The following is an 18319-nucleotide window of genomic DNA, read 5'->3' as shown; positions in this document are numbered from 1 at the left end:
TGCTGATAAGCAGTTAAGCCTTATAAACCTTGAACGTACTGAGCGTTAGTACGAATCTCGACAAGTTGCTCTAGGTGTTGCTGTGAGCCTTCAACGCCGTTGATTAAACCTTCGAAGTGCTTAATCAGCTCTACCTTGTCTTGAACTTCTTTTGAACCCGCGCCGATGTTGGTTAGGTCAATGAAGAATTCGTCAAACAGGCCAGAGAAATCCGTTACAGCGTCATGGTTTAGGAACTGCTCGTGGTTGTAAATGCTTGGGTAGCCACCCTTCTGCTTATCAACAGCGAACGAGATACCTTTCACGTTAGTAATCGTGGTAGCTTTCTCACACTTCAACATACAACCCGCTTCGATGCTTGGTTTGTTACAGCCTACTGTTCTTTGGAAGAAACATTGGCGGCTAGTCATCATCAAGATTGGGTGGTAAATGCTGTAGAACAGTTTGAAGTTCTCTGGGCGGCGAATATGACGAATCTGACCTTTGTTGATCTCGTTCGAAATGAACGCGCCCGCACAGTTTAGCTCTTCTTTAAGCGTCACTAGTGCGTGAGAGTTTGTCGTGTTCATGAATGGACCTGCAACCCACTCGATACCCATTTCGTAAGCCTTGTATGCGATACCCGTGTTATTAGTCACGATGCGAGCAGGCTTAACGACTTCCAGGATACGAACGGCTTCGTCGTAGTCCTTACCGATCAATACTGCAGGGAACCAAGGAATCAAACGTGGGTTTGCCGCTAAGATATCGATGTACTTGTTACAACGCTTTTTAAAACTTTCTGGTAGCTTGAAGTAAACGTCCGCATCCGTCACATCACATAGGTGCAGGTCTGCAACATCAGCGATAAGCATTGACATAGTCGGCTTTTCGTTCACTTTAGGATGCTGTGGCAGTGCTGGCACTTCAACGTGCTTAATCACTTCAACAGAGCCATTTAGAATGAAGTCGATCTCGTCTTTAAGGTCAGACACTTCTTTCAACGGAATCACTAGCCCAGAGTCCACTTCGCTGAAATCTTGGCTTTCTAGTGTGTGAACCGCACTCTTCACGTTTTTGAATCGCTTCTCAAGTAGCTCCTGAGTGATCGCTTTCTCTTCTGTTGCTGTAAGCAGCGATTTAGATTGCAGGGTGAAGTTCTCTTTTTCTGTCTTCACTGTCACCGTAAATGGCTGACCTGCTTTTGCGCTGAAAGACATAGCAACCGGCGTTTTACGGATATCAAGGAACTTAATCTTGTCACGCATTTCGTCACCAAGTACATCTTTCGCTTCATGCAGCTGTACTGTCGCTTCTTGAATCTGAACCACTGAGATTTCGTTGTTCTTCTCTTTCGCCTGCTCAACCGCATAGTTAATGCTGTTATCACGAGGGTTATCGATGAACATGTCTTTCGTTAAGTTGCCCTTAAGGAAAGAGTTCGTGAATTCACGGTTGAATACTTTGTGTAGGTTAGCATCGTCTTCAAGCAACAAACCCTCTTGTACAAAGCTATCGATCTGCTTACGCCACGTATCTACCACGGTGTAAACGTAGTGTGCGCCTTTAATACGACCTTCGACTTTAAGCGAGTCTACCTTTGCGTCTACCAGTTCTGGCAAATCGTAATAGGCAGAGTTGTCTTTTAGGTTCAGTGGAAAGCGGTTACCCGCATTGGTGATTTCATATTCATCACGACATGCTTGGCTACAACGACCGCGGTTACCTGAGTTCCCCACACTTACTGAGCTTGAGTAACATTGACCCGAAAACGCGATACACAGTGCGCCATGTACGAACACTTCTGTTAGTACATCATGGTCGTGTGCGACTTCAGTCAGCATTTTAATTTCAGGTAGGTTCAACTCACGAGATAAGTTAACGCGCGATGCACCAACCTTAGACAGGAACTTAATCTGACCTTCGTTGTGTGTGGTTAGCTGAGTTGAAGCGTGAACATCTAATGATGGGAAGTGCTTCTTCACTAGGTTAAACAAGCCCAAGTCTTGGACAATGATGCCGTCTACCTTGGTGTTCACCAGCTGGTTTAATAGCTTAGTAATGCTCTTCGTTTCGTGCTCCAGCAACACTACATTAAGCGTTAGAAAGATCTCACAACCGTATTCATGAGCAAGGCGGATTACCCCGTTCAACTCATCTAACGACAGGTTAGAAGCTCTGTTACGAGCGTTGAAGGTATCTAAACCGCAATAAACTGCATTTGCTCCGGCTACGATGGCTGCTTTAATCGCTTCTACATCGCCACCAGGGGCTAATAACTCAATTTTTCTGCTCATTTTTGAAGTCGCTCACTTACTTATAATTTTTAAGCCGCGTATTCTACCCACATCACGATCTGTTTACCACTGTACAACACTTTTCAAACTCAATGACCTCAACAATGCCTAATCCTTCAGCTTTACCTGTCCTGTACTCTCTCCGCCGCTGTCCTTACGCCATGCGCGGGAGAATGGGCATCGCTTTATCCAAACAACAAGTACTACTGAGAGAAATCGTCACCAAAGACAAGCCTAGTGAACTACTGGCCAGTTCGCCAAAAGGTACGGTTCCAGTATTAGTGTTATCCGATGGCAAAGTTATTGAGCAGAGCTTAGATGTGATGATGTGGGCGCTTCAGCAGAACGATCCTCAAGATCTTCTGCGTTCGAGTAACCCTTCACTCAGTGAACAAATCCACCAACTCATTCAACAAAACGACAATGAGTTTATTGGTCACTTAGAGAAATATCGCGCTTCTGTTCGCTATCGCAATGACGACATCGAGCAGCGTAGAAACTTATGTGAAACCTTTATTAGCGAGCTTGAGGCTAAGCTCGCCAACCATGACTATTTGTTTGGAGATTCCCCTAGCCTAGCCGACTTTGCTGTGATGCCATTCGTCAGTCAGTTTGTAAGAGTAGAAAAGAAATGGTTTGTGCAGTCTGAATACCAGAACGTTGGGCGTTGGTTACGGTCGCACCTTGAAAGTAAACTCTATACCCAAGTAATGAAACAGTACCCATTATGGAATGACACCAAGCAAGATTGTCTTTTTGGATAACAAAAAAACCGCTCATAACGAGCGGCTCTTTTACTTCATAAACTTTTACACGATGCGTCTGCACTCAAAGATTATTGAATCGCAATTGAAATCTCGACTTCAGTTTCGCCTTTGTACAGCTCAAAGTCGGTTGTGTACGCTCGAGTATGTGGACAATCTGTGGCGTTAAAATACGCCCATACTTCTCCCCACAGATCGATCACCGCTTGTGGCAACTCGCCTTGTGCAGAGAACGTTAGGTACTTACCCGCCTCGATATTGGTTTCAACTAGATCATCCATAGCGTTATCAGTAAGCGCATTGGTACAAGCAATCACATCAAAGTCACCCGTAAAATCTGACTCGTAGTTGGTGTATACGCCGTAAACCTTGGAGTCCGGAGTCAACTTTGGAAAAGCTTGTTCGAAAAAGCCTTGCCATAATTGCCCTATTTTTGCCTTAGCTGGGTCAACTTCATCGGTATTGTTGGTTCTTACCGAAAAACCATATGCCTTTACCGCTCCTAATATTTGTTCTTTCACTCTTCTATTTCCTAAGCCATTTTATTGCGTCAACTGTTAAGCCAACTCGATTCTAGTCTTGGATTTCTTTGTGTCCGCACTTTTGACAAACAACATGGCGAGAAAACTCATCCATAGAGGCGATAAAAGGCCCAAGAAGCCATCCTTTAATTACGCCTGCGATAAATTCATGCCGCTTTTGGTTTGGCTTGCCTGCAAATGCACTCTCCTTTCTAACCAAAACAACAACGTGTTGCGTACGATCACGACAAGATGTGCAGTAGCTTTGCTCTATTGAATTACTCATATGTCACCCTATGACGTTTTGAAAGATTTTTGCTTAAAATGAGGGTTGTCGACACACACTTCTAATTCAGTAATTCCCGTCAATACAACAAGTTGTTCTTGACCAGAGACACTTAGCTTAATGCATTCTTCTTTGTCTTGGTTACGCTGGGTATCTAATGCAACACCCTCGACCTGTTCGCCAGAACGTAAAGTGAGCTTAATTGGGTATCTGTGCATACACACAATTTCAATATAATCGTAATCACTGCAACTAATCATAATGCCTCCCATTCATCCATCACGCTAATGCGACATGCCATTCTATGCAAACTGTTTATAATCAATCATTTACTCACGTCACATTGAAACAGCATATACACAAGATGCTCATGGGTTTAATCATAGTCCCACTTTGGTTATTCACGTTTCTTCTACCCACACCCACTTATTCTTACGTTGTTAAATAACCATGAGAACAAGACAATGAAAACCACCAAACACATAGCCCTTTTCATTTTTTGTTTAATGGCGTCAATCATGTCATTCACCGCGAGTGCCGCGACAGCGAATGATGCGAGCCACTTCGCCAACGGCAAGACCAAATATCGACAGCTTTGCCAAGCGTGTCATGGTGACAAAGGTTTCGGTGATGGACCAACAGCCGCATCTCTGCCAAGCAAACCCGCCAATATTCCCAATAAGCTTGGCGAATTCTTTACGACAAAGAACTCCTTGGTTGATGACATTTTAGAAGGTGACATTGAAGAGGGAATGCCATCGTGGCAAGGAGTGATTACAAGACAAGATGCCATTGATATTCTTGATTATGTCGAAATGATCCAACGATAATTGCTAATCGATTCAACTTTTAAACGCTGAACTTACTTAATAACGTTCGTTTTATTGCGCTATCTATTCGTTTGATTACACTGAAGTTATTGGACAGTGAATAATACGGAACGTTATGAACTTAACACCCCTAGCCACAAGTGCTCTCGTGCTCGTATCTACAACAGCAGGTGCGGTGAGTTTTATCGACCAAATCGATGGTCACTTGGACATGGGTGAATACCTAGCTGAAAATGCCTATGGCTTTTTACCCGTCCCGATTTTGATCACAGAGCCAGCGGTTGGCTACGGTGGTGGTTTCACCGGTATCTTCCTTCATGAATCAGAAGAACAGAAAAACACACGTAAAGAGCTAGCAGAAAAATCGATTGATGGAGGCGCACAACTCTTAACACCAGCAATCACCGCAGTCGGTGGCTTTGCGACAGAAAACGGCACTTGGATGGCATTTATTGGTCACAAGCGAAGCTGGAAAGAGGATTCGATACGCTACCTTGGTGGTTTGGGTTATGGCGATATCAACATGACTTTCTACCGACAAAGTTCTCCCAATGCCCTTTCACCACTCGCTCCAAATGAAGGTATCGAGCTTGGCTTAAAAGGCATGGGAGGGATACAAAAGCTTCAATTTAGAATCCAAGACTCACCATGGTTAGTTGGCCTATCTCAACAGTTTTTTGCACCTAAATTGTCACTCAATAACCACCCCAAAGCACAAGAGATCCTAAACAATATTGGTAATACCTCACCAACTTCATCAGGTTTGGGCTTAATCGCTGAGTATGACAGTAAAAATAGCTTTCTAAATCCTACTCAAGGCTATAACTATGTCGCTGAGTATCTATGGTTTGGTGATGGACTTGGCAGTGATTACAACTACCAAACGTTCAATCTAGAGGGACTGAATTATTGGGAACTCAACAAAGAATGGAATCTCGCTTTGCGCGGACAATACAAATCCTTGTCGACTGATGAACGCTTTCTATCGCCTCAATACTATCCAGACATTCAGTTGAGGGGTATTGCAAGAAACCGTTATCAAGGAGAGCATACCTTTGCGGCAGAGGTGCAAGTAAGCAAACAATGGACGCCACGTTGGTCTACCGGTGTGTTTACTGGGATTGGTTATGCTGGCGACAGTGACAGCGATATGTTCGACCAAAGCTCACAGTCAGCGTATGGCGTTGGATTTCGTTATCTTATCGCAAGGCGTTATGGCCTGATTTCAGGGATTGATATTGCGTTCAGCGAAGAAGATACCGCACTCTACTTTCAAGTCGGAGCCGGTATCTAGCTAAATAACGATTCGATGTACCAAGCAGAAGATACTAGGCGAAGGTCTTCCAATACTGGTACAAGCCATCGATATCAGAAGAGCACATCAAGGACATCGCACCTTTGATCTGCTCTTCATTCCATTCCCACCACTTCATTTCTAGCAACTGCGCAATTTCAGTTTCACTAAAACGATAGCGGATATGACGAGCTGGGTTAGAACCAACAATTGAGTACGGCTCAACATCTTTGGTTACAACTGCGCGGCTAGCGATAATGGCCCCATCGCCAACCTTTACGCCACTCATGATCATCGCCTCTGTGCCTATCCAGACATCATTGCCAATCACAGTGTCGCCTGAGCGTTCAAAGCCGTCGATTGCCCCTTCAAATTTTTCATCTTCTTGGTAGAAAAATGGGAATGTACTCACCCACTGGTTTTGGTGACCTTGATTGCCTGCCATCATAAACACGGCACCAGAACCAATCGAGCAGTAGCTACCGATGATCAACTTGTCGATATCGTTTCTGTCAGGGAGCAGGTAGCGCGCACAATCATCAAAACTATGGTTGTGATAGTAGCCGGAATAGTAACTGTGCTCGCCCACGATGATATTTGGGTTGGTTACTTGTTCTTTAAGTGATTTACCCACGAATGGGCTTTCAAAATAGTTATTCATATTTGTACTCTTAGTTTCGTTCTTTTAGTTGGGTACTCTTTATTGCGCTATGATTCTAACTAATTTCTATTTTTGCGTAAAAGCCTTACTTTTCCTAACGCCCACCGGCAATATCAATAAATGACCCTGTCACATAAGAAGCTTCATCTGACAATAACCAAGCGATAGAGTTCGCGACCTCTTCTGGCGTGCCACCTCTTTGCAACGGAAGTTGTGAAGCCAACCTATCCACTCTTCCTGGCTCACCACCATCGGCGTGCATTTCAGTATAGATACAACCCGGCCTTACGCCATTGACACGGATGTTTCTTGACGCCAGTTCAAGGGACAAACCTTTAGTAAGGGAGTCCATTGCACCTTTCGAAGCTGCATAATCTACGTATTCGAATGGCGCTCCGGTACGTGAAGCCGCAGAGGATACATTCACAATCGAGCCAGCACCATCCGCTTGCTTGATAAAGGCTTTACTGCAGAGGAAACAGCTCGACACATTTGACTTCATTACCTTTTCAAAGCGATCAAGCTCAATATCTTCTAATGCAGATTGAGTGAATAAGATGCCCGCATTGTTCACCAAGTGAGTCACAGGCCCGAGTTTATTGCGTGCAATTTCAAACAAGGATTTAACGTCTGATTCAACCGATACATCAGCACGCACACTGATAGCAGTGCCGCCTTGTTCTCTAATTTCGTTAACTAGCGCTTCAGCTCTTGATTCATTTTGGATGAAATTGACACAAACCGCATAGCCTTGTTTTGCTAATAACTTAGACGTTGCAGCACCTATACCTCGGCTTCCTCCAGTAACGATTACGACCTTGTTCATGAACTCTCCTAACTTGCTGACTTTCAATTTATCTGATTGTTTTTATTCACGTACGCTACTGTGCGCTCGTGTTGTGGCATTTGAGGTTATTGATTGAGTGATTCAGGGCTGACTAACTGAACCCATTGCGAACGCCACTCTTGTGGGGCAAAGCCATCCGGCCAAAACTCAGTTTGCTTTTTGATCAAGCCATCAACCACGGTATGGAAGGTAATCACACGGTCATTAAGAACACTGTCAGTCACCGACACATCAGTAACGACTGTATCGCCCTCACACACAATCGAGTTAAGTGTGAACTTCCAAAGTCCATTTGCTGGATATTCAGAGTTGATTGCTGTGAAGTTATCACGCCCTACCGTCAATTCAGACGACTGAGGCCAATAACCTTGGAAATCCTCCGCCAACCATTCGCTCGCTTTTGCAAAATCGTTAGTACGCATGGCTTCCCAAAAACCTAATACCACTTCTTTCGGTGTCATTGTTCTTCCTTAAATTTATCGAATTACTTGGTACTTGTTGATTACGCATATTTGCCAATGATCGCCAAAAGATCATCAACATTACTAGCGATGTAATCGGGTTTAGTCTGCCACTTTTCTGGTTCAGAACGGCTGTAACCCGCGGCAACAGCAACCACCTTAGCTCTCCCACCAAGTGCAGCCTCGATATTGCGTGCAAAATGAGTATCCGCTTCATGGTCACCGATATACATTAAACAAAGCTCGTCGCTTTGACCTTCACCAAAAATATTTTCAACGCACTTAATACCACCAAATGGATGTGGCTTTTGGTTGCCATTTGATACGTCATCATAACCAACAACCGCTTTAAACAACTCACCAATACCATAGCTATCGAGTACACCGCGAATATTCAATTGAGAATTTTGAGAACAGATGCCATGAGGAAGATTTGCAAACCGGTTTATCACCGCTTCCATACCCTCAAACAACTCGACTGGCGTTTGGTTCTTCTCTTGATGTTCTGCCCACATCCCACCAGCAACCAACATTTCATCATGAGACATTCCGTAGTAGTCGACATATAAAGCTTGCCAGTTTTTAGCGCCGTGATTTGCTTCGTGATAAAGCACCTCGCTCGTTAAGTACTTTGGCAAGTTTTCTCCAGAGAGGTGCGGTGCAACCACAGAGATAATGTCCTTCGTTATGGCGATATTCTTTGGCACCGAATTGACTAAGGTTCCATCATAGTCCCACAAGATAGCATCTAGCTTCATTGTTTATCTCTTTGTTTAGATTAGATATTTGAATTTACCACTCCTATGGCTGCAGAGTGAAATATAAATATCTCTAACTTCAAACCTAATCCACACAAAAGCAAAAATTTAACGGATCACATTAGGTATTTCTGTGTAAGGACAAGCCTATAAGCCTTTGATTAGATCATTGCTTTATCAATTGGAATATATGCGTATAATCCCCCGCTCCATGCGCCATCAACATGAATATGAGCGCAATTACACTATTTCTGAATGAGTACCCCATGTCGAAACTATTTTTCAAAGGCCGTATCGAAACAAGACAAAACCACGTTCTTGCAGGCTATAACGTAAACCGCGATGTAAAAGCGGGTACTGAAGAATCTCCAATCTCTGCAATGGTTCAAACTGAAGCTCGTAAAGCAGAAGTTGAAGCACTGGCTGCTGAGCACGCTATCTTCGTTAACGTAACAGTAGACGCAGAGAAAGAAGAGAACACGATTGAGCTTGATACTGTACTAAACAAGCCAAAAACAATGACGTTCGAAAAAACGCCTAACCGTAACGATCCATGTTCTTGTGGTAGCGGTAAGAAATATAAGAAGTGCTGCGCTTAATACTTCTGAATTGAATTACCAATAGCAAAACGAAATACAACGGGAAGATCGCTGAGATCTTCCCGTTTTTATTTACCCAAACCCTTCATCAATCTAGATGGTCCGGCGTCTCTAGGTAGGTACCGCATCGAGTACATTTGTAGTCTCCCGTTGCACCATTGGAAATAAACCCGGACAAGATTTGCATCAGCAAGCCTGGTTTCTTCTCATCTTGTGGCGCTTTTTGCGCTTGGCTACTGAACAAGGTGTATTTGTGCAATGTTAGCGCTTTGCAATTACAACAAAATGCTCGCGTTTGTTCACTTCCATACATCGTATCTACAATCCTATTGATAACAGAGACTTAAGAGATACGAATATGACATAGCTTCAGTTAATCTCAAGATATTTTATAGAATCAAAGATGCATATAACAAATATGGCGACCATGAAAAATCGCTCAGCCAGTTACTTGTTTACGCACAAAGCTGTTTAACTCGATCACATTTCTGATGAGGTGAACCTTTTGCTCTTTCGCACGTAGCTCTAAGCGCGACCTAATCAAGATTTCGTTTTAGCAACCGTCGCCTCAGATAACTTACTAAGCACACCTGAAATCTTCTTAATCACCTCGTCACAGCCATTTATCGCGTGACGCTCTACCAAGTAATTAGGATCGTTGTAAGACAACCATACTTTCTTATTAGAATCCTCCGTGACTAACACCTTCTGCGGTAAATCTATCGCGACTTCTTGAGCGCATTGCATTAACGATGTCCCTACTTTCGGGTTACCAAAGATGATGACTTCAGTTGGTCTCAATTCAAGATCGACCGTACTCGCGTTTTTCTGATGGTCGATTCTCGCAAACAAGGTTAAACCTTTGCTTTTGGCTATTTCTTCAAAACGGTCTGCCGTCTCTTTCACTGAGTAATTACTTTGGTACTTTATCAAACCGTCGGAAGCGGCAACTGAAAAGGATGCAGAAAGTAGAATGGCGCATAGTGGTAGTAATTTTTTCATCGTCACCTCTGAGATTTAACCTAATCAAACTTACATTCATAGCGCCATCTAACGTCGTGGCGTAACCTAACTCAGTATAGACAGGTTTATAAACTCAGTTTGCCGAGAGGATCACCTTTCCAATGCATCCTATTATCAGTGTTAATACATGTACCCTAACCAATCGACTTTCCCTGATGGCCAACTGACACCGCTGATCGATTTGACATACAGCTCGTCAACTTCCTCGACAGCGATGCCATAACTTAGATGCTCATTGAGCCTTAGCCAAGAATGGTCGGCAACGACTCGGTTGTAACCGTGCGATGAATAAAAACTGTGTAACTCGGAGATTAAGATAATGAAATCAACATCCCTCTCCTTTGCATAAGCATCAAGTTCAGAAAGCATTGTTGAACCAAGACCTTTACCTCGAACGTCCTCGGCGATACAAAAATCAATAACACCTAGAACTTTAAAAGCATGACCGCCAACGTTGATCATTCGATAATCAAGGCCAAGATAACCAACCAACTGTCCTTCATGGTGTTGCAGAGCGCGCATATGAGGGAGTTGTTTGTAGTATGAGCGTTGAACCTGATGCTCTGGGAATGCACTATTCCTGAGTGTCGTAATCGCTTGATGCTGCTCTTTACTTACTTCAATTTCAGATATGACTTCCATGCACTTCCTTGCTCCAAATGGATTCTCGAAACACTATGAGACTAGAAGTTAGTAACCCAAGGTCCCTGCAGCTCAAAGGTCTGATTATCAAAGTCGATACTCCCTTGAACGCCAAGTGGCGTGACTAACATTGGATGAGTGTGGCAGCTATCAAATCCATACAATATCGGCACGTTTTTACCGTTTAACACTTCAAGAAGCACATCGAGTGGTGTTCGTCCGGTCCCTTTATTGTCGAATAACTCATGCTTACCTAAGATGATAGCGCCCACCTTATCAAACACCCCGCAAGCCAACAGGTGCGCAAAAGAGCGCTCTACGGTCTCAATACCCTTCAACGAGTCCTCGATAAGGAGAATATCGTCATCGAGAATTTCGGGCATATATTGGCTACCCCAAATCCCAGCCATCGTACTCAAGTTACCACCAATCACTCGGCCACTGACTTTTCCTTTGCCGATAAACTTCCATTCATTGTTGTAGACTGGCTTCGCGGAGTTCTGAGTTTCCCAGTCGTGTTTAATATCCGTCCATACCTGGGGAATGGTGTATTGATGTTGACTTGTACTCTCGCACAACAACTCACTGAATGATTGGAACGTTTGATCAACCAGCGGCGGAAACTCACCAAATGAGGCAACAAGTGCCGGGCCATAAAATGTGACTAAGCCAGTTTGAGCATGAATCGCCAATAGCAATGCGGTTACGTCGGAGTAACCTATGATGATCTTTGGATCGTTTTTGAGTGCCTCATAGTCAATATACGGTAATAACGAGTTGCTATTATTGCCACCGATTGTAGACATAATGCAGCGCACTTCAGGATCTCGAATGAGTTGGTTTAGCTCTTCGGCTCTTGCTTGAATAGAGCCAGAACGGTAGCCATCAGACTTCCCCGTCAATGAGCCTTCAACCAAGATGAAACCTTTTGATTCCAAGTAGTTTTTAGCGCGAGCAAACCGATTGGGAGCGAACACTGTCGCAGGGGAAGACGGTGAGAAAAAACCAATTTTGTCACCGATGTTTAAAGCCTTTGGGTAAATCACTTCCTTTGTCCTCCATAACAAAAAGGAAACTGCAGAATGAGCCTTTTTAGCTGAAGTTTTAGAGGCTAAAAATTAGGTATCGAATGAAACCAAATCCAATAATATCAATGCCATGACTTGGTGCCGCACTTCTCACACTGATATTGATATTCTTGGTCTATGAAAAAGCCAGGCGTGTCTTTGTCGTCTTTAAAGAGCAGGTTTACGATATACTCCACCAACATCCCTATTTTCCACTGCCTTGCTTCTGATTCCGCTTGCTCCTTTTGCTCCTCAACAGAGCTGCTCATAGCAAGGTGTGGAGTCATTGAGTTACAGTTTTCACAGTAGTATGGGTGTTTAATGTACTTACTATCAATCATTTATATAAGCCAATACACATTTATAAAGTTGATTGCATAGTAACAATCTAACGTTGAATTATCTAACTTATTATATTGATCGACGTCTCATGGCATGTAGTTACGCAGCAAGAGGCGACGAGAGTGCCATGGCTAACGTGTCAACTTGCTAATGAAGATTAATTATAAATCGAGCTTCTTAACTGTGACGGAGTATGTCCACATATCAGTATCGCCATCACCAAAGCTCATACTCGCTTCACCACCCTCATGCTTGAGCACGAAGTCTGGCATCTCACTGTAGCTTGATCCACTTTCATAAGTGCATGACATCGTCGCCGATAGAAGAATCGTGTTGTCGTCATCTTCAGAGAGCGTTCCAGTATACGAACACTCATCAACGCTCGTGGTAAGCGTCTGGCCAAGGTAATCAAACTTAACAGATGGAAAGTCGTGCTTTAGGGATTGCTCTTCCACTGCAACGGTCATTTCATAACTACTGCTTGGTAATTCACTGTCAGCGAATACACTGCTTGATAGACCAAGCAGCGATAACGCCAAGATTCTATTTTTCATTAATTTATGTGTTCCTTTTAAACTTGAGGCTCTTTGCATAACGTCATGGTAGAGCCACAAGTTTTTATTACATACGCTTGGGTGGAAACTTCTTTGTCATGCCTTGGCTAGCAGGAGATACAAGCTTATAACCGAGTTTCTCATAAAACACCGGTTCATCAGCAATCATGGAAACATACGATCCTTCCAATGCCACAGACGATAGGTAATTGTCGATGTATTCCATCACTTTTCTACCTAAACCCTGCCCTTGATAGGTTGGATCGACTGCGACATCAACCACTTCAAAATTACACGCGCCATCGCCAACAACACGCCCCATCGCAATGAGTTGGTCACCATCTCGAATAGAAATGCCGTATAAACTATTTGGTAAAGCGATTGTGGCTGCCTTCAGTGACTTCGGTGATAATTTTGCTTTCACTCGCATCTCACAAAACTCGGCTGGATTTGGGACTTTTTCTTCGTAATTGAACGCCATTCTTACTACTCCTTTTAATGAGCTGTGAGAATACACACGGCAACTGTATAAATAAACAGTACCTCGATATTTTGATGAGAATGTCACAATCTAAAGGGCATATCAGCGCCTAAAAGGTGGGGATGATGTCATCCCTTTTCCATCACCCTTGGCAAGCTGGATGTAAATTTACTTCAATAACCCTTGATCGGCGGCCGCTTCAAGTTGAACTTCTAGTTCACTCCACAGTGCCTTGCTGCCTTTAGAAATGCGTTCACCGTTAAATGTCAGTACCTTATCTTTAGATATATTGTGCTTCTTCCAGCTATGGCCGCCGCCATGGATGTTATGAAGTAAAGGTGGCACTCTATCAATCGCTTTACCGAATCGCGCTTCCGGTGACTCACCCGCTTCAAACTCTAGCCATAACTCCAAATATTCGGATCTTAGATGGCTCGGCAATGACTCAAGCAAACGCTCGACACAGTTTCTCTCTTTAAGTTTGTTTTCTTCCGTTTCACTGGCGTAGATGATCGTGTCACCCGCATCGATTTCACCGAGATCGTGTATCAGCAGCATCTTCATCACTCGGGTTATATCGATCTCTTCATTCGCGTAGTCTTTCAACATCAGAGCACTCAAACAGACATGCCAGCTATGCTCAGCGGAGTTTTCATAGCGATCCAGACCAACTGGCTTCGTTTGTCTATGAACATCCTTCAACTTTTCCACTTCAGCCATGAATTGCAAAATGCCTTTGATTTCTTCCACGATACGCTTCCTTAACTTGAATTGATGTTTTAAGTGATGCACAGGGTTACGGTGAAAGTCTTTACCCCCACTGAACTGACATCTTGTAGAAAGAGACTCCCGATTTTTGGAATTCAACGCCTTCAACCTGCATCTCAAACCTTTGATAGAAACCCAAAGCGGTTGTGCGAGCATCACACCAAAAATAACTCACTTTATCCGCTTGTAGATCTTTGATGATGTGCGCGATCACCTTAGAGCCAACACCCTGCCCTTGGTATTCTGGCAATGTAGCGAACTTACGTAGCCTGGCTTGCTTCCCTTGAACGTAAACAGACGCAACACAAACTAATTGGTTATCAATATAAGCACCATAATGCGAGGCATGCTCATCGCCTTCTACCGCACAAAACGACATTGGTTTGTTTGGCCAGAGTACTTGGTGACGAATGGGGAGCACGTTATCCGCTGAAATTTTGGTTATGTCCATGTTGCTCCGGTGCTATTTGGTGTTGGCTTGTAAGATTCAGGTTTATCGATTTGCCATTGGGTGGTCTGGGTTTAATTGCAGAAGATCCCATAGGTTTCCATAAAGGTCTTCGAATACCGCCACTGTTCCGTAGGCTTGCTCTTTCGGCTCTCGAACGAATTTGATTCCCAGAGACATCATGCGTTCATAGTCACGCCAAAAATCATCGGTATTTAAGAAGAGGAACACACGGCCACCAGCTTGGTTGCCGATAAAATCCAATTGCTCGGGCTTGGAGGCTCTCGCTAATAATAAGCTCACACCGTGTGAATTAGGTGGAGCAACAACAACCCAACGCTTATCTTCTTCTGGTAAGTAGGTATCTTCGATAAGCTCAAACTTGAGTTTGTTCACGTAGAAGTCTAGGGCTTCATCGTAGTCTTTTACGACAAGTGCAATATGGACAATATTTTGTTTCATAACGTACCTTGTTATGGGTTAAGCAAGACCAAAATCATGCCATGCCTTTAGTTCATACTCTAGAATAGATTCCTTAAAATAGAGAAAAAGCTTCCTGGTGCGCAGCTTAAAACAAACCATATTGTTCTGAATTACAAGTAATTGGGCGCCTTGTTATAAGCTTCTAACTCGATTGGAGCCTCACCGTAACCAAACACCGCTAACTGCAATAAATACTCCTTAGTAAACGCCTCTATCCCAAGATCTTCCGCCTGTTTTACATGGATCAACTCATGAGCAAACAACAACTTATCTCCTTTGGCCCTATTCGCAATCCAAATACCATATCCGAAAGCCGTTCCCGTAAAATAAGGAGAATCTAAACCCAACCTTTGCATCTGAAAACGTAGCGACTCATTTTCAGGTAATGGCATTTGATCGACATAAAGAACGCGTATTTTTTCTGGATGTTGGATACCGATGTCGCGAGCAATTTTTAGCTGTTGGGGGCGTAAAGGGACACCTTGAGACAAAGCGATTTGCTCATGCTTTTTCACATACTTTATCGAAAGCGGATAATACGCGTCGATCTGCTTAACAAGGTTAGCTGGTGGATTAGCGTAGATATCGGCTTTGTCTTTACAAGCAAATAGAGCGAGTGAAGCCAACAAGAAAGTTGCCGTTTTAAAACGAGTCTTCATATTGGTTGAGCTCCTTTCTTTTCCCGCAGTTAAGACCGCACTACTCTAGAACATAACCTCATGACCTTGTTGCGAGTAACACCCCACATGTCGCCAAAAAGCCGCCCGATACCTTGTTAAGGATGTCGGATGTAATTGACATGTTCCCTCCTTAGAACAAATGCCATTTTATATTCTATACCTTTGGTCAAACGACCAGCTACAGCTGCCAAAAACCGAGTTCAACATCACTTTGAATAACAATGGCACACATTCCGTGACGTGGTAACTCCATTGGTGGAACGGCAACTTCAGCACCCAACTTTTCAGCCGCGTTTACTGCGGCTTCAATGTCTTTTACCAGCGTGTAATGGCGAACGACTGGCTCCTCAGTTTCACGGAGTGGTCCCCTCACACCAATCACTCCACCATTTGAGAGCTTAGCGGTACGAGCGCCACCTAAGTTCACATCGGCATCACTGAACTTCACATCGTAGATCTGCGCGTAAGTTGCACAAACCGAATCTACTTCAGGGGTAACAATTTCAAGATATTGAACTTTCATGGCCTTGCCTTTTGATAAACAGATTTAAGTTAAGCGCTGATGGCTCCACGCATAATGAACTGTGGACCGGCAGCGCCGCCTAGGTACTGTTCATTAGTATCTTCAAAGCCACCTTTAACATAGCAGTTATAAGCTGCGGGATTTTTACAATTAACCGTTAAGTAAATCCAGTCATATCCTTCGTAGTTGGCTGCTAGATAAGGAAATAGCGCTTTCACCGCGCCAGTACCTAGCCACTTTCCTTGTTGGTTTTTATCAAGAGCAAACGCCCTTAAGCCAATACTACCTTCAGGACAAAATTTGTAGCCAGCGGGGTAAGCAACATCAAGCTTAAAGAAGCCCACCACCTCACTGCCATCTTTGATAATGTGTAGATGCGTGGTCTCGCTGCCGTCTGACAAAAAGTCCGTTGCTGTTCCTGCGAATTTAACCTGCTCATCTGCGAGCTGAATTTCGTTAACTTGCTCAATATCAGCATCATTAAGTCTTTCGATAGTGATCATTGTTATTCCTTTATTCGCTATCTAGTCGTGTCTCATTACAAGCGATATTTTTACGAATGCGGCGTAAACCAATCAGATTTCCAAAAGGGTCCTCGACTTGGCACATCGTTAGTCCGCCCTCAATTTCCATTGGACCTCTGTATAACTGAGCCCCAGTTAACTGAAAATGCAAAAGTGACTTATCAAAATCCTCTGTAGACCAATAAAGCACTGTTCCCTTTTTGCCAGAGCCAACTTTCTCATCCGCTTGTACAATCTCAATAGAAAAACCATTGATATCTAGAGTCGTAAAGTCAGAAGACGGATGATAGGTGGCGACAGACTCAGGAAAGGCGGCTTGATACCAGCTGAGTCCCTGCTCGATGTTTGGAACATGAATGAGAATTGCTAGTGGTCTGGTCAAGTTTGCCTCCTGATTGATTTGGGTCTATCACCCTTGAGTCTGCAGCGTCATTGTTAGCTCAGACACCGACTGACCATCAATTCGATAGTAGTCTTCCATTTCGCCGACAACCGTAAACCCCGTTCTCAAATAAAGATTTTTAGCAGGAAGGTTGTTTGACAGTACATTAAGGTCCAGCCAATCAATCGCTTCGCTCTCTCGGCAATATTGAATCGCTACATTCATTAGTTTCGAGCCTAAGCCTTGCTTTCTCACGCTGCTGTCGACACCCATACCAAGTAACACACGGTGAGAGCAGTAATTGCCATTATGATGGCGCAAGTCGATATGGCCACAAATAGCACCATTCGAATCTTTAGCTAACCAAATTTTTCGCCAGCCGTTCGCACCAAACTCAAATTTAAACCCATCAGAAAAGCGAGCCTTATGTGCTTCCGACATTTTACAATCTGACTTTGAGACTGGCTGGAATAGCGGTGTTTCTTCTAATGCGATTTCTGACAACTGTGTATCCAGATACACGAACAAACTTTCTAAGTCAGAGTGTTTTGCTTCTACTATTTTCATTATTACTCCTATTCCAACTTCGCCTCAAAATGGCTGAAATGTTTTATCGCCTTACTCATTGAATTTCGTTAATGCCAAAACTAAAGAATCAACATTAATAAAAACGATACCTCACGTATGAGTTAAAACTCGTCTCTGGTATCCCGAGAGCTCATATCTGGAAAATCGAAATTAAGATTATTATCGTCTTCCAAGATAAACAGAACACGCCCATTCTCAACGCCCGTTTCATTTCTATCTGAACACCCAAGGAATAGTTCCCAGTCGAACGCATATTCAAGACGATACTGGTTATGATTCACATGTTGCACACTTTTGATTTTGATTCCGTTGACCACATGTGCCATATCATCGATGTACGACAGGTCTGGAACCAGTTTGTCCTCAATTTTACTCTTATTGTCAGCTAAAAAATCGGCCAGCTCAGAGCATAGAGCTGAGCCATGAACCAAAGGTTGAGATTTATGGATAAACAACATTTCCCAATATTCCTGTAGCGAGTTGGAGTGAAAGAACAAAGATCAGCGTATAAAATGCG

At 43.5% G+C, this 18319-nt stretch carries 28 protein-coding genes; 4 read left to right on the top strand and 24 right to left on the bottom strand.

The window, feature by feature from the left end; all coding sequences use genetic code 11:
* Window positions 1-20 precede the first annotated feature (20 nt).
* The gene (locus tag F0228_RS05445; RefSeq protein ID WP_105057123.1) at window positions 21-2276 is read right to left on the bottom strand and encodes a peptidase U32 family protein; all 2256 of its coding nucleotides are present in this window, start codon (window positions 2274-2276) and stop codon (window positions 21-23) included.
* A 104-nt stretch (window positions 2277-2380) separates the two neighbouring features.
* Here F0228_RS05445 and F0228_RS05440 point away from each other — a divergent pair, with 104 nt between their 5' ends.
* The gene (locus F0228_RS05440) at window positions 2381-3040 is read left to right on the top strand and encodes a glutathione S-transferase (RefSeq protein ID WP_105057122.1); all 660 of its coding nucleotides are present in this window, start codon (window positions 2381-2383) and stop codon (window positions 3038-3040) included.
* Window positions 3041-3111: 71 nt separating this feature from the next.
* Here the strand turns inward: F0228_RS05440 and F0228_RS05435 are convergent, their stop codons facing one another.
* The 3 genes from F0228_RS05435 to F0228_RS05425 are packed head-to-tail and all read right to left on the bottom strand — an operon-like array spanning window position 3112 to window position 4107.
* On the bottom strand, window positions 3112-3561 hold the full coding sequence (locus F0228_RS05435) for a GyrI-like domain-containing protein (protein ID WP_061031355.1): 450 nt from the start codon (window positions 3559-3561) through the stop codon (window positions 3112-3114).
* Between the two features lie 52 nt (window positions 3562-3613).
* Window positions 3614-3847 carry a hypothetical protein gene (locus F0228_RS05430; RefSeq protein WP_105057121.1) on the bottom strand — a complete coding sequence of 78 codons (234 nt, stop codon included), beginning with the start codon at window positions 3845-3847 and terminating at the stop codon, window positions 3614-3616.
* A gap of 8 nt (window positions 3848-3855) precedes the next feature.
* On the bottom strand, window positions 3856-4107 hold the full coding sequence (locus F0228_RS05425) for a Rho-binding antiterminator (RefSeq protein WP_105024956.1): 252 nt from the start codon (window positions 4105-4107) through the stop codon (window positions 3856-3858).
* Between the two features lie 204 nt (window positions 4108-4311).
* Here F0228_RS05425 and F0228_RS05420 point away from each other — a divergent pair, with 204 nt between their 5' ends.
* Window positions 4312-4677 carry a cytochrome c gene (locus F0228_RS05420; RefSeq protein WP_061031358.1) on the top strand — a complete coding sequence of 122 codons (366 nt, stop codon included), beginning with the start codon at window positions 4312-4314 and terminating at the stop codon, window positions 4675-4677.
* A gap of 115 nt (window positions 4678-4792) precedes the next feature.
* Window positions 4793-5971 (top strand): BamA/TamA family outer membrane protein, encoded by a 1179-nt coding sequence (locus F0228_RS05415; protein WP_105057120.1) that lies wholly within the window; start codon window positions 4793-4795, stop codon window positions 5969-5971.
* A 34-nt stretch (window positions 5972-6005) separates the two neighbouring features.
* Here F0228_RS05415 and catB read toward each other — a convergent pair whose 3' ends face one another.
* The 4 genes from catB to F0228_RS05395 all read right to left on the bottom strand — a co-directional run bounded on the left by catB (window position 6006) and on the right by F0228_RS05395 (window position 8698).
* Window positions 6006-6632, bottom strand: coding sequence for a type B chloramphenicol O-acetyltransferase (gene catB / locus F0228_RS05410; RefSeq protein WP_061031360.1), 627 nt, complete (start codon window positions 6630-6632; stop codon window positions 6006-6008).
* Between the two features lie 94 nt (window positions 6633-6726).
* A complete protein-coding gene (locus tag F0228_RS05405; protein ID WP_105057119.1) occupies window positions 6727-7458 on the bottom strand; it encodes a glucose 1-dehydrogenase in 732 nt (243 codons plus the stop codon).
* An 86-nt stretch (window positions 7459-7544) separates the two neighbouring features.
* Window positions 7545-7940, bottom strand: a complete 396-nt coding sequence (locus tag F0228_RS05400) for a nuclear transport factor 2 family protein (RefSeq protein WP_171731876.1) — start codon at window positions 7938-7940, stop codon at window positions 7545-7547.
* Between the two features lie 41 nt (window positions 7941-7981).
* Window positions 7982-8698, bottom strand: coding sequence for an HAD family hydrolase (locus F0228_RS05395; protein ID WP_061031363.1), 717 nt, complete (start codon window positions 8696-8698; stop codon window positions 7982-7984).
* A gap of 266 nt (window positions 8699-8964) precedes the next feature.
* Here F0228_RS05395 and F0228_RS05390 point away from each other — a divergent pair, with 266 nt between their 5' ends.
* Entirely contained in the window at window positions 8965-9297 is a 333-nt protein-coding gene (locus tag F0228_RS05390; RefSeq protein WP_171731877.1) for a PBPRA1643 family SWIM/SEC-C metal-binding motif protein, read from the top strand.
* 88 nt (window positions 9298-9385) lie between these two features.
* Here the strand turns inward: F0228_RS05390 and F0228_RS05385 are convergent, their stop codons facing one another.
* The 16 genes from F0228_RS05385 to F0228_RS05310 form a co-directional block, all read right to left on the bottom strand.
* The gene (locus tag F0228_RS05385) at window positions 9386-9610 is read right to left on the bottom strand and encodes a hypothetical protein (protein ID WP_105057115.1); all 225 of its coding nucleotides are present in this window, start codon (window positions 9608-9610) and stop codon (window positions 9386-9388) included.
* Between the two features lie 227 nt (window positions 9611-9837).
* The gene (locus tag F0228_RS05380) at window positions 9838-10299 is read right to left on the bottom strand and encodes a DUF302 domain-containing protein (RefSeq protein WP_171731878.1); all 462 of its coding nucleotides are present in this window, start codon (window positions 10297-10299) and stop codon (window positions 9838-9840) included.
* 141 nt (window positions 10300-10440) lie between these two features.
* On the bottom strand, window positions 10441-10962 hold the full coding sequence (locus tag F0228_RS05375; protein ID WP_116870523.1) for a GNAT family N-acetyltransferase: 522 nt from the start codon (window positions 10960-10962) through the stop codon (window positions 10441-10443).
* 41 nt (window positions 10963-11003) lie between these two features.
* Complete coding sequence (locus F0228_RS05370; RefSeq protein WP_116870522.1) at window positions 11004-12008, bottom strand: S66 peptidase family protein; 1005 nt, start codon at window positions 12006-12008, stop codon at window positions 11004-11006.
* Window positions 12009-12112: 104 nt separating this feature from the next.
* On the bottom strand, window positions 12113-12370 hold the full coding sequence (locus F0228_RS05365; protein WP_105057110.1) for a hypothetical protein: 258 nt from the start codon (window positions 12368-12370) through the stop codon (window positions 12113-12115).
* Between the two features lie 162 nt (window positions 12371-12532).
* Window positions 12533-12925 carry a hypothetical protein gene (locus F0228_RS05360; RefSeq protein WP_116870521.1) on the bottom strand — a complete coding sequence of 131 codons (393 nt, stop codon included), beginning with the start codon at window positions 12923-12925 and terminating at the stop codon, window positions 12533-12535.
* Between the two features lie 67 nt (window positions 12926-12992).
* Entirely contained in the window at window positions 12993-13406 is a 414-nt protein-coding gene (locus F0228_RS05355; RefSeq protein ID WP_061031371.1) for a GNAT family N-acetyltransferase, read from the bottom strand.
* Between the two features lie 168 nt (window positions 13407-13574).
* Complete coding sequence (locus tag F0228_RS05350; RefSeq protein WP_105057108.1) at window positions 13575-14156, bottom strand: HD domain-containing protein; 582 nt, start codon at window positions 14154-14156, stop codon at window positions 13575-13577.
* Between the two features lie 61 nt (window positions 14157-14217).
* Complete coding sequence (locus F0228_RS05345) at window positions 14218-14625, bottom strand: GNAT family N-acetyltransferase (RefSeq protein ID WP_171731879.1); 408 nt, start codon at window positions 14623-14625, stop codon at window positions 14218-14220.
* A 42-nt stretch (window positions 14626-14667) separates the two neighbouring features.
* Window positions 14668-15084 (bottom strand): VOC family protein, encoded by a 417-nt coding sequence (locus F0228_RS05340; RefSeq protein ID WP_061031374.1) that lies wholly within the window; start codon window positions 15082-15084, stop codon window positions 14668-14670.
* A gap of 131 nt (window positions 15085-15215) precedes the next feature.
* Window positions 15216-15764, bottom strand: coding sequence for a hypothetical protein (locus tag F0228_RS05335; RefSeq protein WP_105057106.1), 549 nt, complete (start codon window positions 15762-15764; stop codon window positions 15216-15218).
* Window positions 15765-15963: 199 nt separating this feature from the next.
* On the bottom strand, window positions 15964-16308 hold the full coding sequence (locus tag F0228_RS05330) for a hydroxylase (protein WP_105057105.1): 345 nt from the start codon (window positions 16306-16308) through the stop codon (window positions 15964-15966).
* A 29-nt stretch (window positions 16309-16337) separates the two neighbouring features.
* Window positions 16338-16811, bottom strand: a complete 474-nt coding sequence (locus F0228_RS05325) for a GNAT family N-acetyltransferase (protein WP_171731880.1) — start codon at window positions 16809-16811, stop codon at window positions 16338-16340.
* 10 nt (window positions 16812-16821) lie between these two features.
* Window positions 16822-17214 (bottom strand): VOC family protein, encoded by a 393-nt coding sequence (locus F0228_RS05320; RefSeq protein ID WP_171731881.1) that lies wholly within the window; start codon window positions 17212-17214, stop codon window positions 16822-16824.
* A 27-nt stretch (window positions 17215-17241) separates the two neighbouring features.
* Window positions 17242-17781, bottom strand: coding sequence for a GNAT family N-acetyltransferase (locus F0228_RS05315; RefSeq protein WP_171731882.1), 540 nt, complete (start codon window positions 17779-17781; stop codon window positions 17242-17244).
* A gap of 122 nt (window positions 17782-17903) precedes the next feature.
* Window positions 17904-18260 (bottom strand): hypothetical protein, encoded by a 357-nt coding sequence (locus F0228_RS05310; protein WP_116870515.1) that lies wholly within the window; start codon window positions 18258-18260, stop codon window positions 17904-17906.
* Window positions 18261-18319 lie beyond the last annotated feature (59 nt).

It is taken from the genome of Vibrio sp. 99K-1, assembly GCF_013114585.1.
GTDB lineage: Bacteria > Pseudomonadota > Gammaproteobacteria > Enterobacterales > Vibrionaceae > Vibrio > Vibrio chagasii_B.
The sequence above is the reverse complement of the archived record's forward strand: the minus strand, read 5'-3'. Positions and strand labels throughout refer to the sequence as shown.

Bases quoted from the DNA above. Each gene is read 5' to 3' on its own strand.
- F0228_RS05315 (WP_171731882.1), bottom strand. From the start codon at position 17,781: ATGAAAATAGTAGAAGCAAAACACTCTGACTTAGAAAGTTTGTTCGTG.
- F0228_RS05390 (WP_171731877.1), top strand. From the start codon at position 8,965: ATGTCGAAACTATTTTTCAAAGGCCGTATCGAAACAAGACAAAACCAC.
- F0228_RS05335 (WP_105057106.1), bottom strand. From the start codon at position 15,764: ATGAAGACTCGTTTTAAAACGGCAACTTTCTTGTTGGCTTCACTCGCT.
- F0228_RS05420 (WP_061031358.1), top strand. From the start codon at position 4,312: ATGAAAACCACCAAACACATAGCCCTTTTCATTTTTTGTTTAATGGCG.
- F0228_RS05340 (WP_061031374.1), bottom strand. From the start codon at position 15,084: ATGAAACAAAATATTGTCCATATTGCACTTGTCGTAAAAGACTACGAT.
- F0228_RS05375 (WP_116870523.1), bottom strand. From the start codon at position 10,962: ATGGAAGTCATATCTGAAATTGAAGTAAGTAAAGAGCAGCATCAAGCG.
- F0228_RS05415 (WP_105057120.1), top strand. From the start codon at position 4,793: ATGAACTTAACACCCCTAGCCACAAGTGCTCTCGTGCTCGTATCTACA.
- catB (WP_061031360.1), bottom strand. From the start codon at position 6,632: ATGAATAACTATTTTGAAAGCCCATTCGTGGGTAAATCACTTAAAGAA.
- F0228_RS05325 (WP_171731880.1), bottom strand. From the start codon at position 16,811: ATGATCACTATCGAAAGACTTAATGATGCTGATATTGAGCAAGTTAAC.
- F0228_RS05400 (WP_171731876.1), bottom strand. From the start codon at position 7,940: ATGACACCGAAAGAAGTGGTATTAGGTTTTTGGGAAGCCATGCGTACT.
- F0228_RS05380 (WP_171731878.1), bottom strand. From the start codon at position 10,299: ATGAAAAAATTACTACCACTATGCGCCATTCTACTTTCTGCATCCTTT.
- F0228_RS05405 (WP_105057119.1), bottom strand. From the start codon at position 7,458: ATGAACAAGGTCGTAATCGTTACTGGAGGAAGCCGAGGTATAGGTGCT.
- F0228_RS05385 (WP_105057115.1), bottom strand. From the start codon at position 9,610: ATGTATGGAAGTGAACAAACGCGAGCATTTTGTTGTAATTGCAAAGCG.
- F0228_RS05360 (WP_116870521.1), bottom strand. From the start codon at position 12,925: ATGAAAAATAGAATCTTGGCGTTATCGCTGCTTGGTCTATCAAGCAGT.
- F0228_RS05345 (WP_171731879.1), bottom strand. From the start codon at position 14,625: ATGGACATAACCAAAATTTCAGCGGATAACGTGCTCCCCATTCGTCAC.
- F0228_RS05395 (WP_061031363.1), bottom strand. From the start codon at position 8,698: ATGAAGCTAGATGCTATCTTGTGGGACTATGATGGAACCTTAGTCAAT.
- F0228_RS05425 (WP_105024956.1), bottom strand. From the start codon at position 4,107: ATGATTAGTTGCAGTGATTACGATTATATTGAAATTGTGTGTATGCAC.
- F0228_RS05440 (WP_105057122.1), top strand. From the start codon at position 2,381: ATGCCTAATCCTTCAGCTTTACCTGTCCTGTACTCTCTCCGCCGCTGT.
- F0228_RS05365 (WP_105057110.1), bottom strand. From the start codon at position 12,370: ATGATTGATAGTAAGTACATTAAACACCCATACTACTGTGAAAACTGT.
- F0228_RS05445 (WP_105057123.1), bottom strand. From the start codon at position 2,276: ATGAGCAGAAAAATTGAGTTATTAGCCCCTGGTGGCGATGTAGAAGCG.
- F0228_RS05355 (WP_061031371.1), bottom strand. From the start codon at position 13,406: ATGGCGTTCAATTACGAAGAAAAAGTCCCAAATCCAGCCGAGTTTTGT.
- F0228_RS05310 (WP_116870515.1), bottom strand. From the start codon at position 18,260: ATGTTGTTTATCCATAAATCTCAACCTTTGGTTCATGGCTCAGCTCTA.
- F0228_RS05330 (WP_105057105.1), bottom strand. From the start codon at position 16,308: ATGAAAGTTCAATATCTTGAAATTGTTACCCCTGAAGTAGATTCGGTT.
- F0228_RS05430 (WP_105057121.1), bottom strand. From the start codon at position 3,847: ATGAGTAATTCAATAGAGCAAAGCTACTGCACATCTTGTCGTGATCGT.